General features: G+C 47.7%; 11 protein-coding genes. 1 reads left to right on the forward strand and 10 read right to left on the reverse strand.

The window, feature by feature from the left end:
- Positions 1–45: 45 nt before the first annotated feature.
- The 5 genes from dapB to dnaK all read right to left on the reverse strand — a co-directional run bounded on the left by dapB (position 46) and on the right by dnaK (position 5878).
- Positions 46–861 (reverse strand): 4-hydroxy-tetrahydrodipicolinate reductase, encoded by an 816-nt coding sequence (gene dapB / locus AC5YBX_RS12670; protein WP_494521195.1) that lies wholly within the window; start codon positions 859–861, stop codon positions 46–48.
- A gap of 122 nt (positions 862–983) precedes the next feature.
- On the reverse strand, positions 984–1601 hold the full coding sequence (gene bamJ / locus AC5YBX_RS12675) for a BamJ family beta-barrel-assembly machinery protein (protein WP_110458251.1): 618 nt from the start codon (positions 1599–1601) through the stop codon (positions 984–986).
- A gap of 81 nt (positions 1602–1682) precedes the next feature.
- The gene (locus AC5YBX_RS12680) at positions 1683–2474 is read right to left on the reverse strand and encodes a M48 family metallopeptidase (RefSeq protein ID WP_494521597.1); all 792 of its coding nucleotides are present in this window, start codon (positions 2472–2474) and stop codon (positions 1683–1685) included.
- Between the two features lie 270 nt (positions 2475–2744).
- Positions 2745–3875 (reverse strand): molecular chaperone DnaJ, encoded by a 1131-nt coding sequence (dnaJ, locus tag AC5YBX_RS12685; protein ID WP_110458253.1) that lies wholly within the window; start codon positions 3873–3875, stop codon positions 2745–2747.
- A gap of 89 nt (positions 3876–3964) precedes the next feature.
- The gene (gene dnaK / locus AC5YBX_RS12690; RefSeq protein WP_494521194.1) at positions 3965–5878 is read right to left on the reverse strand and encodes a molecular chaperone DnaK; all 1914 of its coding nucleotides are present in this window, start codon (positions 5876–5878) and stop codon (positions 3965–3967) included.
- Positions 5879–6177: 299 nt separating this feature from the next.
- Here dnaK and AC5YBX_RS12695 point away from each other — a divergent pair, with 299 nt between their 5' ends.
- Positions 6178–7098: a DMT family transporter gene (locus tag AC5YBX_RS12695; RefSeq protein WP_494521193.1), complete on the forward strand. Its 921-nt coding sequence runs from the start codon at positions 6178–6180 to the stop codon at positions 7096–7098.
- Between the two features lie 210 nt (positions 7099–7308).
- Here AC5YBX_RS12695 and AC5YBX_RS12700 read toward each other — a convergent pair whose 3' ends face one another.
- From AC5YBX_RS12700 to AC5YBX_RS12720, 5 genes are all read right to left on the reverse strand, one after another.
- On the reverse strand, positions 7309–8583 hold the full coding sequence (locus tag AC5YBX_RS12700) for a glutamate-5-semialdehyde dehydrogenase (RefSeq protein WP_475514548.1): 1275 nt from the start codon (positions 8581–8583) through the stop codon (positions 7309–7311).
- Positions 8584–8639: 56 nt separating this feature from the next.
- Positions 8640–9758, reverse strand: a complete 1119-nt coding sequence (proB, locus tag AC5YBX_RS12705; RefSeq protein ID WP_494521192.1) for a glutamate 5-kinase — start codon at positions 9756–9758, stop codon at positions 8640–8642.
- Positions 9759–9911: 153 nt separating this feature from the next.
- Positions 9912–12989 (reverse strand): efflux RND transporter permease subunit, encoded by a 3078-nt coding sequence (locus AC5YBX_RS12710; protein ID WP_494521191.1) that lies wholly within the window; start codon positions 12987–12989, stop codon positions 9912–9914.
- A 5-nt stretch (positions 12990–12994) separates the two neighbouring features.
- Entirely contained in the window at positions 12995–14071 is a 1077-nt protein-coding gene (locus AC5YBX_RS12715; protein ID WP_494521190.1) for an efflux RND transporter periplasmic adaptor subunit, read from the reverse strand.
- 1 nt (position 14072) lies between these two features.
- Positions 14073–15146 (reverse strand): efflux RND transporter periplasmic adaptor subunit, encoded by a 1074-nt coding sequence (locus AC5YBX_RS12720; protein ID WP_494521189.1) that lies wholly within the window; start codon positions 15144–15146, stop codon positions 14073–14075.
- Positions 15147–15378 lie beyond the last annotated feature (232 nt).

Genomic DNA, 15378 nt, shown 5'->3' on the forward strand with positions numbered 1-15378 from the left:
TTTTATTTCAAAAAAAAACGCCACGTGGGCGTTTTTGATCAAATACTAATCTTTCAGGCCTAACACCTGCTGCATGTCATAGAGACCCGGATCTTGATCGCCAAGCCAAAATGCGGCGCGCATTGCACCATTAGCAAAGGTCATTCTGCTGGATGCCTTATGGGTGATCTCTAAACGTTCACCGATATCAGCAAACATCGCCGTGTGCTCACCGACTAAATCGCCAGCACGGATGGTCGAGAAACCTATGGTCTCGCGCGAACGCTCTTCCATTATGCCCTCGCGGCCATAAACGGCACATTTTTCAAGATCGCGGCCCAACACCTCAGCAATCACCTCGCCCATTTTTAACGCAGTGCCCGATGGTGCATCTTTTTTATGTCTGTGATGACCTTCGATGATCTCGATATCGGTATAGTCGCCCATCACCTCGGCGGCTAATTCCAACAAACGCCACATCAAATTCACCCCAACAGACATATTGGGCGCCATCACGATAGGCGTGGTTTCGCCATATGCAGCAATCTGTTCTTTTTGAGCATGGTTAAAGCCTGTGGTACCGATAACGATACCCTTGCCATTGCGTGCACACCAATCGGTATGTACCACGCTGGCTTCAGGAGAAGTGAAGTCGATCAAAATATCAAAGTCATCGACAGCTTGATCGAGCGAATCGGTGATCACCACATTCATCGCCCCGACACCAGCAAGCTCACCAGCATCGACACCAATCAGTGTCGATCCAGCACGCTCAATCGCAGCACCTAAAAAGATATTGCTACTCAGTTTGGCCGATTCAATAAGAGTTCGACCCATTCGGCCGCTGCCACCAGTAATAGCGACTCTTACTTGCTCTGTCATCTACTTCTCCCTTCGATCTATATTGCGCTGTTTTACGGTTTATTATTATGTCCAATAGACCACAAAACTCGCTTTAAATACAATACAAAAAAAAGCCTAAGCAATGGCTTAGGCTATTTTTATTAAAGTATATCGAGCAACTCAACTTCGAACACTAACGCCGAGTATGGCGGGATTGATGCACCAGCACCACGCTCGCCGTAAGCTAGGTGATGCGGAACATACAGCTTCCACTTAGACCCAACAGGCATAAGTTGTAGTGCTTCGGTCCAACCGGCAATCACGCCAGACACAGGGAACTCGGCAGGTTGATCACGTAATACTGAACTGTCAAATACGTCACCACCGATAAAAGTACCATGGTAGTGAGTACGAACAGTAGAATCATAAGCAGGCTTATCACCATTACCTTCGGTAATGATCTCATACTGCAGACCAGACTCTAGGGTTACGACACCTTCACGTTGTTGGTTTTGCGCAAGGAAAGTATCACCTTCTGCAGACGCAGCTGCTGCTGCAGCTTCTTGTACCTTCTGAATACGCTGACTAATTTCAGTGAAGGCAGTTTGAAGATCTTGCATAGAAACCGCACTCTCTTTACCGTCAAACGCATCAGATAGACCAACTTGTACAGCTGAAATATCAATACCTTCAAAAGAGTTTGCCGCTAATTGCTCGCCTAATTGGCGACCGACACCGTAGCTGGCATGCTGTTCAATTGTGGTGAACTTGTCAGACATAATGATAATACTCTCATTTATTCAATTAATTTCGCGGCGGATTTTACCATACTATGCAACAAAAAACTCGCGAATAGCCAATTAGTCACAGCTATTTTTTACCTTAGCTTGGCTTGCCTGATATAAGGGCATCACCTTAGGTTGCATCTGTTGTAAATCGGCAATACGGCGTCCGTGAGACGGATGTGTCGAGAGCAACTCAGGTCCCTGGCTGCCGCCCGCCTTGGCCATATTTTGCCATAGCTCGATACTTTGGCTGGGATCGAACCCCGCCCGAGCCATTAACTCAACGCCCATAATATCGGCCTCACTTTCTTGCTCACGACCATAGGGCAATACAAAGCCCACTTGGGCACCTAAGCCAAGCGCCGCCATATAAAGGTCGCGATTGCCCACCCCGCTGACATCCAGTGCCGCATTCGCCAGCTGCATGCCAACCCCAGTCATCTGCGCCCGAGAGACTTGCTCATTACTGTGATTGGCTAGCACATGTGCCACCTCATGACCGATAACGGTAGCTAGCTGATCTTGATTCGTCGCCACTTTGAGCAAGCCGGTGTACACCCCAATATGGCCACCAGGCAATGCAAAGGCGTTTATCTGCTCAGACTCAAATAGCACCACCTCCCATTTGGGTTGCCCTGCTGGTAATACTGCGGTAATGCGAGAGGCGACGCAGCGAACATAGGCGATACGTTGCTTATCTTTACTTAAGGCTTGTTGCTGTTTCATCTGCTCAAATGATTCGGTGCCCATTTGATCCATCTGCTGCGCCGAAAACAGCAAGGTTTGCGATCGCCCTGTGGGCGACTGATTTGTCGCGCAGCCAGCTAATATGACTAGTATTATCACTGTTATCATTTGTTTCATCATCAATTCCTTTAGGGTCCACCAGCCAGCGACTATAGCCGCATTATGCAACGGATACTCTATCATCATAATACTAGCCCTAATCACAGTAATCTTCCGTCGCAGCAATGGTTCGATACTATGGCTCGATATCATGGCTAAAGGAGCTAGAGGCTATGGGCTTAATCGTTTGATGATAATGCCGAGTAAAGTTGAGCCGTTACAGCATATATTAGCGAGAGTAAGCCATAAAAAAACCTCGCTATGCGAGGTTTTTTTAGTTGCCAACAGACGTTAGCTATTTAAGTCTTGAAAGAACTTTTTCACACCATCGAAAAAGCCTTCAGCTTTAGGGCTGTGCTTCTTTGCCGAACCCGTCAGTGTTTTGTCAAAATCACGCAGTAACTCTTTTTGCTTTTCGCTTAAGTTGACTGGTGTTTCCATCACAACTTTACACAGTAAGTCACCCACTGCATGGCTGCGAACCGATTTCACCCCTTTGCCGCGTAAACGGAACATACGTCCTGTTTGTGTTTCGGCTGGGATCTTAAGGCTCACCTTACCATCTAGGGTAGGCACTTCAATCTCACCGCCCAGGGCTGCTGTGCTAAATGAGATAGGCACTTCACAGTACAGGTTGTTGCCATCACGCACGAAAATAGCATGTTCTCGCACCGTGACTTGAACATATAAGTCACCTGCTGGTGCGCCAAACTCGCCCGCTTCACCTTCGCCAGAGAGACGAATGCGATCGCCAGTATCCACCCCAGCGGGGATTTTAACTGACAGGGTTTTACTCTTCTCGACGCGACCTTCGCCATGACACTTGTTGCAAGGATCTTTAATGATCTTGCCACGGCCATGACACGTTGGACAGGCTTGCTGTACGGCAAAGAAACCTTGGCGCATCTGCACTTGGCCTTGTCCATGACAGGTGCCACATGTGGTTGGCGATGAGCCTCTTTTCGCGCCGCTACCATCACACGCATCACATGCTGCAAGGGTTGGAATGCGTAGCTCTTTGGTTAAGCCTCTCACCGCTTCTTCAAGCGACAATTCGAGGTTGTAACGTAAGTCACTACCGCGCGCTGCTTGACGCTGACCACCACGACGGCCACCACCAAAGATATCGCCAAACACATCGCCGAACACATCACCGAAATCGGCACCGCCGCCGAATCCGCCACCACCACGATTAGGATCGACACCCGCATGACCAAACTGATCATAGGCGGCTTTCTTATCGCTGTCGGTTAGGATTTCGTAGGCTTCTTTTACCTCTTTAAAGCGGGTTTCTGCCTCTTTGTCACCCGGATTACGATCTGGGTGAAACTTCATGGCTAGCCGCTTATAAGCCTTTTTAATCTCGCGTTCGCTGGCGTCACGACCTACGCCTAATACTTCGTAATAATCTCGCTTTGACATAGTCTTATACTTTCTGCGCTAGAGTTGTACGAACGGGCGTTAGAGTTTCCCCATAACGCCCGCTGGAAATAATTTAGGCTAAGCCTGAATTATTTTTTGTCGTCTTTAACTTCTTCGAACTCAGCATCGACAACATCATCAGCAGACGAATCAGTTGATTTTTCAGCTTGTTCGCCTTGGCCTGCTTGTGCCTTAGCTTGAGCAATTTCCATCAACTTAGCAGATGCTTCCATCAATGCTTGAGTCGCTTTCTCGATAGCTTCTTTGTCGTTACCTTTACTTGCGGTATCAACATCGGCCATCGCAGCTTCAATTTTCTCTTTGTCTTCGCTTGGTAGCGCATCGCCTGCTTCTTCGATCTGCTTCTTGGTCGCATGCACCATGCCATCGGCTTGGTTACGTGCGGTTACAAGCTGTTCGAATTTAGCATCTTCGTCTGCGTGTGCTTCAGCATCACGAACCATAGCTTCAACTTCTTCTTCACTTAGACCAGAAGAGGCTTTAATGGTGATCGCTTGTGCTTTACCTGTCTTCTTGTCAGTCGCAGACACGTGCAAGATACCATCAGCATCGATATCGAACGCCACTTCAATTTGTGGCATACCGCGTGGCGCAGGCTCGATACCTTCTAGGTTAAATTGACCTAGAGACTTGTTGGCACTTGACTGCTTACGCTCACCTTGAAGTACGTGAATAGTCACCGCACTCTGGTTGTCATCTGCTGTTGAGAAGACTTGACTCGCCTTAGTTGGGATAGTCGTGTTCTTCTCAATTAGCTTAGTCATTACACTACCCATGGTTTCAATACCCAAAGAAAGTGGTGTAACGTCTAGCAATAGTACGTCTTTTACGTCACCAGAAAGTACACCAGCTTGCACTGCTGCACCGATAGCTACCGCTTCGTCTGGGTTAACGTCTTGGCGGATCTCTTTACCAAAGAAGGCAGAAACTTCTGCGCGTACTTTAGGCATACGAGTTTGACCACCAACCAAAATCACTTCGTTTACATCTGATACTGATAGATCAGCGTCAGCTAAAGCTACTTTTAGCGGCTCAAGTGTACGAGCAATCAAATCTTCAACCAGTGACTCAAGTTTAGCGCGTGTGATCTTAACCACTAAGTGCTTAGGACCTGTCGCATCTGCCGTGATATAAGGCAGGTTAACTTCAGTCTGTGTGGTGCTAGAAAGTTCAATCTTCGCTTTTTCAGCAGCTTCTTTTAGACGCTGCATTGCTAGCGGATCGTTACGTAGATCGATTGACTGCTCTTTCTTGAACTCATCGGCTAGGTAGTTGATTAGACGGTTGTCAAAATCTTCACCACCTAAGTGAGTGTCACCGTTAGTCGCCAGTACTTCGAATGTTTGCTCACCATCTACGCTATCGATTTCGATGATAGAGATATCGAATGTACCACCACCTAAGTCGTATACCGCAACAACGTTGTCGCCTTGCTTCTTATCGATACCGTAAGCCAATGCCGCAGCCGTTGGTTCGTTAATAATACGCTTAACTTCAAGACCCGCGATACGGCCAGCATCTTTAGTCGCCTGACGCTGTGAGTCGTTAAAGTATGCAGGAACGGTAATTACCGCTTCTGTTACTGGCTCACCTAAAAAGTCTTCGGCAGTCTTCTTCATCTTCTTCAGAATTTCTGCAGACACTTGTGGTGGCGCCATTTTCTTACCGTGCGCTTCAACCCATGCATCACCGTTGTCAGCACCGATGATCTTAAACGGCATGATGTCTACGTCGCGCTGTACTTCATCATCTTTAAAACGACGACCAATAAGACGCTTAATCGCAAAGAAGGTATTCTTTGGGTTAGTTACCGCTTGGCGCTTCGCAGGCTGACCAACCAATACTTCTTCACCTGTGTAAGCGATGATTGAAGGGGTGGTACGATCGCCCTCTGCGTTTTCAATTACGCGCGCCTTGCCACCATCTAATACTGCAACACAAGAGTTGGTTGTACCTAAATCGATACCAATAATTTTACCCATGGAGTCCTCCAATAAAAACTTTTAACGAATGCTAAATTTGTCATCTGATTCAGATATGGGGATAGGCGTCATGATTTTCAAGCCTTACTATCCAAGCCAATATCTTTCCTTAACACCCTATATTGGGCCGCCTGAGATGATTACAAGGGTTAAAAATATAAAAATTAGCTTAATTGAACATTTTTTTGGCTGAAAGTCAGTTCAATAACCGGCCTTATAGGTATAATGTATACAATTAGTCATCCAAACAGCCCACAATAGCCATGCTCTATGGCCATTTCAGTTAACGAGATAAGTCAGTGAAATCATCTAATCAAGCCTACTTCTATGCCATTGGTGCCATATTACTCTGGTCCACCGTCGCCACCGCATTTAAGTTAGCCTTGAGCCACTTTACGCCATTGCAGTTGGTGTTTATTGCCGTCTCCAGCTCCATTGTGGCACTGACTGTCATCCTGCTAATTATGGGCAAATTTCACCTAATTCAACGCCAATGGGCTCGCCGCCCTTGGTTTTATTTACAAAGTGGGCTGCTCAATCCGTTTCTCTATTATTTGGTGCTGTTTAAGGCCTATGACTTATTACCGGCGCAGCAGGCGCTGTCGCTCAATTACACTTGGGCCATTCTATTGCCGTTATTATCGGTGCCGCTACTCAAACAAAAGCTACGCAAAAGCGATCTCACCGCGGCGCTTATCGCCTATCTAGGGGTGTTTATTATCGCCACCAATGGTCATATTACCGATATCCACTTTGACAGCGCTGCAGGGGTGATGCTTGCGCTCACCAGCACCGTACTTTGGTGTCTTTATTGGATAATCAACACCAAAGACAGTGGCGACCCTGTGGTTAGCTTGCTACTCAGTTTTTTAATGGGCTTGCCTTTTATTGTGGTGACATTGCTACTGACCGAATCGCTGCCCACTTGGAACGCCAACGCCTTTGGCGCTGCGGTTTATGTGGGGTTGTTTGAGATGGGTGTGACCTTTGTTCTGTGGTTAGTGGCCCTGAAAAAAGCCGACCGCACTGCCAGCATGAGCACGTTAGTGTTTATCACACCAGTATTATCGGTGGGCTTTATCGCTTGGATATTACAAGAAACCATTACCCGCTCGACCTTCATCGGCCTCGGGTTAATTTTATCGGCACTGGCACTGCAGCAGTTATTACCACAGCTAAAACGGCGTCCGCCCAAAGCCCCGCTATCTCCAGGGCTATAGTCTATTGGGCTATAAGATGCCCTTCCCCAATTGAGACTAGCGATTAGGTGCTCGGAAGCCATTTTATTTTGTCGTACAAAATAAAATGGCTGCACTGAACAACAGCCCAGCACAGACACCTTTAAACATAAAAAAGAGAAAGCATTAGGGAATAGCTGCTTTCTCTTTAAGCCGTGTTAGTTTTACAGGCGTTGATTCAAGTCAACGCCATTAGCGACGGGCGGTATAATCCCCAACCCCTATCCACTTATAGGTGGTTAAGGCTTCAAGCCCCATCGGGCCCCGCGCATGCAATTTTTGCGTCGACACCGCTACTTCGGCACCAAGCCCAAATTGACCGCCATCGGTAAAGCGCGTGCTGGCATTGACGTATACCGCAGAGGCATCGACCTGATTAACAAAGTAGGCGGCGGCGTGGATATTGTCAGTTAATATCCCCTCAGAATGACCACTGGAATAATGACGAATATGGGCAATCGCGGCGTCAATATCATCGACCACCTTAATGCCTAATGTGAGTGCTAACCACTCCTGTGCATAGCTGTCCTCAGTGGCATCATGCATATCCACAGCTAAACCATCAGCCAAGGTTTTGGCCTGCGGACAGGCATAAAAGCTCACGCCTAAATCGGCCAATTGACGATACAGTTTAGGCAGCAACTGGCCAGCGATGTCTCGATGCACTAGCGCGGTATCGAGCGCATTACACACGGTAGGACGCTGCACCTTAGCGTTGGCGATCACGACTATCGCCTTGTCGATATCGACCTCTTTGTCTGCATACAGGTGGCAAATCCCTATCCCGCCCAATATCACGGGGATAGTCGCTTGCTCGGCGCATAAGCGCTGCAGATGTTGGCCACCACGGGGCACTATCATGTCGATATAATTATCGAGCTTTAACAGTCCCGTCACTAAGGCACGGTCGGGGCTTTGGATCAACTGCACCGCATCGGCTGGTAGCTCTTGCGCGGTTATGGCCTCACGAATCGCATCACTGAGTGCCACATTTGACAGCAATGTCTCTTTACCACCACGCAAGATAACGGCATTGCCGGTCTTTAGGGCCAACACTGCGATATCGACGGTGACATTTGGGCGCGCCTCATAAATCACCCCAACCACCCCTAATGGCACGCGGCGACGCGACAAACGCAGCCCGTTATCGAGCAACTGACTTTCTAGCTCGGTCCCGACAGGATCGGCAAGGCGTATCACATTGTCGATATCGGCTATGACATTATTAAGCCGGTCCTTATCAAGCAGCAAACGGTCGATCATCGCATCATTAAGGCCGCTGGCACGTGCGTTAGCCACGTCTTGCTGATTGGCCGCGATAATGGTGTCGCTACGGGCGGTTAACGTGGTCGCGATGGCGCTCAGTAGCTGCTGTTTCTGCTCACCACTGAGATTGGCCAGTGCATAGCTTGCCTGCTTTGCTTGCTGACCGAGTGTCTGCAAGTAGGCTTGATGATGTTCAATCACACCCTTACTCCTAAAGTTATCTCAGCTGTTACTGAAATGATTAATATTATGTACTTTTACAGCACCACCATATCGTTACGGTGTACAACGGCAGCGCCATAATCGTAGCCAAGGATAGAATCGATTTCATCAGAGTGCCTACCAGCAATGGCCAGCAGATCCTTAGCACTGTAACGAGTCATGCCCCTTGCATATTCGCGGCCCAACTCGTCCACCAGCTGCAAGGTCGCACCACGCTCAAATTGGCCACTGACGCTGACAATACCTTTTGACAGTAGGCTGCGACCTTTTTGGGTAACAGCCACAATCGCGCCACTATCGAGTACTAATTTACCTTTAGTGGCAGGTCCTGCTAAGATCCATTGCTTACGGCTTTCAAGCGGGTTTTCTAGCGCGGTAAAGTGCGTACCCACCGCCTCTTTACATACCGCATCTTGGATGACCCTTGGTCTATGGCCTGATGCTATAACCACTTCAATACCGGCGCGGCGGGCAATATCGGCGGCCTGCAACTTGGTCGCCATGCCGCCAGTACCTAATCCAGACACAGCTCCGCCTGCAAGCCGACGTAAACTGTCATCAATATTAACCACCTGTTTAATCAACTTGGCATCAGGATTGGCACGAGGATCGGCATCGAACAGCCCTTTTTGGTCGGTCAATAAAATCAAAAGGTCGGCATCACACAGTAGCGCCGCCCTGGCCGATAAATTATCGTTATCGCCCACTTTTATCTCGTTGGTCGCCACCGCATCGTTTTCATTAATGATAGGAATAATGCCATTAGCTAATAACGCATTAAGCGAGTCTCTGGCATTGAGATAACGCTCTCGGTCGTGCAGATCGGCGCGGGTCAGCAACATCTGCCCGACATGTAAACCGTAAATACTAAACAGTTGTGACCACGCCAGAATCAGTTGTCCCTGCCCCACAGCGGCCAACAGTTGCTTATTGGCCACCGTATCGGGCAGGCTAGGATAACCTAAATGTTCGCGCCCAGCGGCTATGGCCCCCGAGGTACACAACACCACTTCAATGCCTGACTTCATTAAGCTTGCCATCTGGCGCGCCAGTTCAACCATATGCGCCTTATCTAGCTGCCTAGAGCCGGATGTCAGCACACTGGTCCCCAATTTCACCACCACACGGCGGTAACCAATCTCACTTAAGTTCATTTTAAAAAAAGTAAATAATGCCGAACTTAGCGTTATACCCAATCCACAGAAAAATTGATAGCGAATGAACTAAAAGATGAGTAGCTTGCAACATCAAGGCAGGCCTAAATGACCTGCCTAGCCGTTTTATAATAAGTGGAGTGTTTAGTATCACTAACTGGAAAACGTTTTATAGCTTCGATATTTCACCTTAAAGAAAATGATATAGAACACAGGCACAACGACTAGCGTCAATACGGTCGCCACCCCAAGACCAAACATCACTACCGCTGCAAGAGACTCGAAAAATGCATCGGTAATGAGCGGCAATACCCCCAAAATGGTCGTGATGGCCGCCATACAAACAGGTCTAACACGACTAACAGTGGATTCAAATACCGCCTCAAACACCTCTGTTCCCTTCTCAATTTCCGTATTGATTTGGTCTAACAGCACAATGCCATTTTTCAATAACATACCAGATAGGCTTAACATTCCTAATAACGCCATAAAACTAAAGGGTTTATCGAGCACCAATAACCCCAAGGTGATCCCTATAATGGCTAACGGCACACAACACCAAATAACCAGCGGCTTACGTACCGAGTTAAACAGAAAAACAGTGATCAGGAACATAAATAGAAAGCCCAAAGGCAAGGTCGCAAACAAGGATTCTTGAGCATCATTAGATGATTCATACTCACCGCCCCAATTAAGCTCATAACCAGAGGGGAGTTCTATCGCCTCGACACTCGACTGCATCTTAGAAAGCAGTTCCGTCGGCAATATGTCATAGGCAAAATCGGCATCGGCAAACACTGTGATGGTGCGCTTACGATCTCTGCGTTGAATAATAGGGTCTTCAAACTTTACATCAAAGCCATCAACGACCTGTTGCATAGGCACATAAACGCCCAGCACAGGGCTCCATATCCGCAAACTCTCCAAGGATCCAATATCAACTCGTTCCTCTTCGGGTAATCGAGCCACTATGGGTAACAGTGTTGTCCCCTCTCTATACATGCCGATGTTCATCCCGGCAAATGCAAACTTAAGGTTGTCATCAACGTTACTTTTGACTATGCCTAAACGACGTGCCTGAGACTCATTAAAGCCCGGAGAGATAAATTTCACACGCTCACGCCAATCATGGCGCACATTGACGGTTCCTGGCGTGCGATTAAAAACGGTCATCACTTGGAATGCTAACTCCCTCAGGACATCGGGATCTGCACCACTGATCCTGGCTTCAATTTTGGCATCGGAAGAGGGGCCGATTTCTAGGCGCTTAAACTTAAACTGTACCTGAGGGAACCTGGCTTCAACCTGCTCGCGATAGGTTGTCATGGCAGGCAACAAGGCATCAAAGCTTGTGGTACGTAACGCCAGTTGTGAATAGGATGAGTAGTTTTTCTCTGGCGCATAAGTCAACAGAAAACGCGGGAATCCCTTACCAACCGTAGAAGCCGCAAACTCGACATTGTCGATTTGAACGGCCATCGATTCCATCTCTTGCGTCACACGCTGTGTTTCACGAATATCAGTGCCTTCAGGCAGCCACACATCGACCAAAAAAATAGGGGTCGTAGATGGCGGAAAAAAGGACTGTTTCACATAAGCGAACCCAGCCAAAGCCGCGACGAAAGCGCTGCAAACCAGCAAAACCGTGACCCAACGAAAACGCATACAAATATCTAATAAAGCTTTGTAAGCGGTAAAAAATGCTCCGCCATAGGGGTCCTTTTCAGCGCCTTTAACCACCTTCTCACCATCTGCACCAAAGAAAAGTTGCGCAAAGAAAGGGGTGATGGTAATCGCCGTGACCCAAGAAAGTAGCAGAGAAAATAACAACACCCAGAATAGCGATCCGGCAAACTCGCCGGTCGCATCGGGCGACAGGCCTATCGGTGCAAACGCGGTAATGGCAATAATTGTGGCGCCAAACAGTGGCCACATGGTTTGTTTAACGATTGCTTGCGCAGCTTGCAAGGTTGTCTCGCCGCGTTGACGACCAATTAAGATCCCCTCAACCACCACAATGGCATTATCAACCAGCATCCCTAGCGCAATGATCAGCGCGCCCAAGGAGATCCTCTGCAGCTCAATATCAGCCTGCAACATCAATATAAAGGTGCCAAGACAGGTTAAAAAGAGGATTAAACCAATCAATATCCCGCTCTTTAGCCCCATAAAGACCAGTAGAACACCAATAACGATCGCCACGGCCGCAATGAGGTTCCATACAAAACTGCCCACCGATTTATCAACCTCTTCAGGCTGATTATACATGGTTGCGATTTTCATCCCCGCAGGGCGAGCATCATCTATCTCGGCTAATTTCTCGGCGACCGCGTCGCCTACTGACACTACATTCACACCGGATGAAAATGAGACACCAATATTGATTGCGCTATCTTGGTTAAAACTTAGGACATTACTTGGGATATCCTGAAAGCCCCGTTTAATACTGGCGACGTCTCTGAGGTAAATCAGTTTAGCCCCCGCAGCCCCTGGAATGATCAGATCGCCAAGTTCGGTAACTGTTTTAAAACCGCCGCTGGTGCGGATCCGTAAGTTATCACCCGCCACGCGAATATTGCCCGCATCTGACACCATATTCTGAGAGTTCAGCAGATTACTAATCGTTGCTGGGTCTATATTTGAGTTAGATAACTTGTTTAATGATATCTCAAGAAAAATCTGTTCCTGCTGTGCCCCGGCCAATGAAACCTTGCCGACACCAGGCACCAGTTCTAATTCACGTTTAACAAAATCAACATAATCAAGCAGGTCTCGATAGCTGTAATCAGGCCCACTGACCATATACATGATGCCGTAAACATCGCCAAAGTCATCATTCACCATTGGCGGGTTCACCCCTGGTGGCAACTGAGCGGACATATCATTGACCTTACGGCGCAACTCATCCCAAATCTGTGGTAATTCATCTGGGCCATAGTTGTTTTTCATGGTGACGCTTATCTGTGACAACCCTGAGGTGCTCAACGAACGGATCTTATCCACATAAGGCAACGCCTGAATCGCCTTTTCTATGGGGTAAGTCACCTCTTCCTCAACCTCAGTGGATGTCGCACCGGGGTAAAGCGTTACCACAACGGCATCTTTAATGGTGAAAGGGGGATCTTCTAACTGACCTAGGCCAGTAAAGGCCATTAGCCCACCGATGAGTAAGATCAGTGAAAACATCCAACTGATCACGGCATTTTTGACAAAGTACCCTGCTACATTCATTGTGACTATCCCTTAATCAGCTCAACTCTCTGTCCATCAACTAAGCGCTTAGCCCCACCAGTGATGATGATCTGCCCACCGGATAACCCTGAAACCACTTCAATCATGTCACCGACAATTACACCCAGCTTAACCTGCTGATATTTAACGCTATCGCTATCAGCCTGATACAGCCACACTCCACCCTCTTGTTCATTTATTTGACTACCATCTCGCATCAGCACAGCCTCAATTGGCACCAAGTGCTGCCGAGTGTAGGTGTAGGTCAAATGGCTTAAGTTAGCTTTTACTTTGGCAGGCATCCCCTCAAGGATTTTATATTTGCCATCTAAGGGCACCGCTAGTGTGGCAATAAACGTATAAGATGAGGGATCTTTTTCCGTGTTTATCTCTAAGATGGTGCCTTTAAAAATCACCTCAGGAAACGCGTCAAACGTCACATCATAAACCTGCTGCATAGCCTTAACATCATTGCGCTTTGATACCGCTAGCAAAATATCTGGGATCTGCACCTCGACATCTATGCGTTCAACTTTATGCATAGTGACAATTTCAGAGCCAGGTCGGACATTCTCGAAGGACTCCACAAAAATATCGCTGACAACACCATCGAACGGTGCTCGTAACTCGGTGTAATCTAGATACAATTTTGCTTGCTTGGCCTCGGCAAGAGACACTAAATATTGAGCTTTTATCTGGTCATATTCTGATTGCGAGATCAGCTGCTTATCGACTAACAGTTTGGTTCGCTGAGCCTGTTTACGAGCGACCTCCATCCTCGCAGTGCGATCGTTTAACACTATTTCGTAATCCTGCTTATCCAATGCCGCCAGCAAATCGCCCTTTTTAACCCGCTGACCTTTTATAACGGGTATGCTACTGATCCTGCCATCGACGCGAAATGAAAGCGGAGTGAGATCTTGAGCCCGCGCCAGCGCATTAAACTCTCTAATCACTTGATTGTTGCTGTACGGTAGGGTGAACGTTTCAACTCGAGCCACTGGTGCTTCAATCACCATAGACTCACTGCAACCCATCAGCAAAAGTCCACCCACTAGACATGAGGCCATAAGTGTTTTCATATTAAAGCCCCCGCTCTTTTAACCAACGCACCGCATTTTGCCCATCGACTAACTCCGACGCCCCTGCAACCACCAGCCAGTCGCCATCATTTAGCCCCTCAACGATTTGATTTGACTCTATCACTACGGGAACTTTCTCGACGCGCTTAACCCTCTCCAACCATCGAAATACATAACGTTGCCCGTCTGATTCCACAATGGCACCATCAGACAATGTCACCCCACTATCACTCACACCTGAAGGCAGCACGGCCTTGACACTCGCCGCCATGCCGGGCAAGACATTGAGTTTTTCTGGAATGGGTAATGTCACGATCAGGGTGTAGCTGCCAGTATCGGGATCAGCGACGGTATTAAGCTCCTTTAATCTGGCAGCAAACCACTCATCGCGGCTATCAAACTTCACTTCTATCCCGGCATACTCGCTATCAAACCGATTAAGCCGTTGTAATGCGCCAATAAACTGTTCTGGTAATTGGAAGCTAACATCTACCGCATTCTCGGTTTGGATCCCCAATACTGGTTCCTGCGTCTGTGCATATTGAAACACACGCATATAACGCTTAGAGATGATTCCGTCATAGGGCGCCAATAAGCGGGTATAAGTTAAGTCAGAATTGGCCTTATCTAACGCAGCTTGCGCCACGGTATACTCACCTTTTGATTGATCATAATCCCCTCGTGAAACCACACCTTGCTCAACTAAGTTGCTGGCGCGCTCAAATAAGACCTTCGCCAGCTCAAACTGGGCGTTAGCCACTGCTCTTTGCTGCTCATAAATGGCCGGATCTAGCGTCGCCAAGGTGTCTCCCATACGCACTTCATCACCTGGGCTCACCAAAATACTGGCTATCTCGCCCGCGACACGAAACGAGAGTATGGCTCGATCAGCAGCCCTGACTTCTCCAGGCAACACCCGTTCTCGCGTCCCCTGTCCATAGGCAAACTGAACTACCTTTACAGGCCTAAAATCGGCCAGAGGGGCTTCGAGCAATAAAGATTTTACTGGGGGACTACAAAGCAAAAACAAACAACAGATAAACAACACTGATAAGGCATTTAAAAATGATTTCATGGCAAGGTTTCCAGTGCCCAACTAAAGTAGACACCAAGTTATCAACTTGTAAAAAAGTATAGCGTGGGCATATTTTTAAATACATAGCATCTGTCAAAATTCATTGATTTAGTTGAATCTTTTTCTGTATAGCAGGGGTAAATCTAAAACAGTGGTTCACTAGCGCGAGAAATAACCGTGAGACATAAACGCAAAAAGCAGATAGGAGGGATGAGCGGACATCTAAAATAAA

The sequence above is a fragment of the Shewanella sp. 492 genome, assembly GCF_059338445.1.

Bases quoted from the DNA above. Each gene is read 5' to 3' on its own strand.
- AC5YBX_RS12680 (WP_494521597.1), bottom strand. From the start codon at position 2,474: ATGATGAAACAAATGATAACAGTGATAATACTAGTCATATTAGCTGGC.
- AC5YBX_RS12710 (WP_494521191.1), bottom strand. From the start codon at position 12,989: ATGAATGTAGCAGGGTACTTTGTCAAAAATGCCGTGATCAGTTGGATG.
- dapB (WP_494521195.1), bottom strand. From the start codon at position 861: ATGACAGAGCAAGTAAGAGTCGCTATTACTGGTGGCAGCGGCCGAATG.
- AC5YBX_RS12720 (WP_494521189.1), bottom strand. From the start codon at position 15,146: ATGAAATCATTTTTAAATGCCTTATCAGTGTTGTTTATCTGTTGTTTG.
- dnaK (WP_494521194.1), bottom strand. From the start codon at position 5,878: ATGGGTAAAATTATTGGTATCGATTTAGGTACAACCAACTCTTGTGTT.
- bamJ (WP_110458251.1), bottom strand. From the start codon at position 1,601: ATGTCTGACAAGTTCACCACAATTGAACAGCATGCCAGCTACGGTGTC.
- AC5YBX_RS12715 (WP_494521190.1), bottom strand. From the start codon at position 14,071: ATGAAAACACTTATGGCCTCATGTCTAGTGGGTGGACTTTTGCTGATG.
- proB (WP_494521192.1), bottom strand. From the start codon at position 9,758: ATGAACTTAAGTGAGATTGGTTACCGCCGTGTGGTGGTGAAATTGGGG.
- dnaJ (WP_110458253.1), bottom strand. From the start codon at position 3,875: ATGTCAAAGCGAGATTATTACGAAGTATTAGGCGTAGGTCGTGACGCC.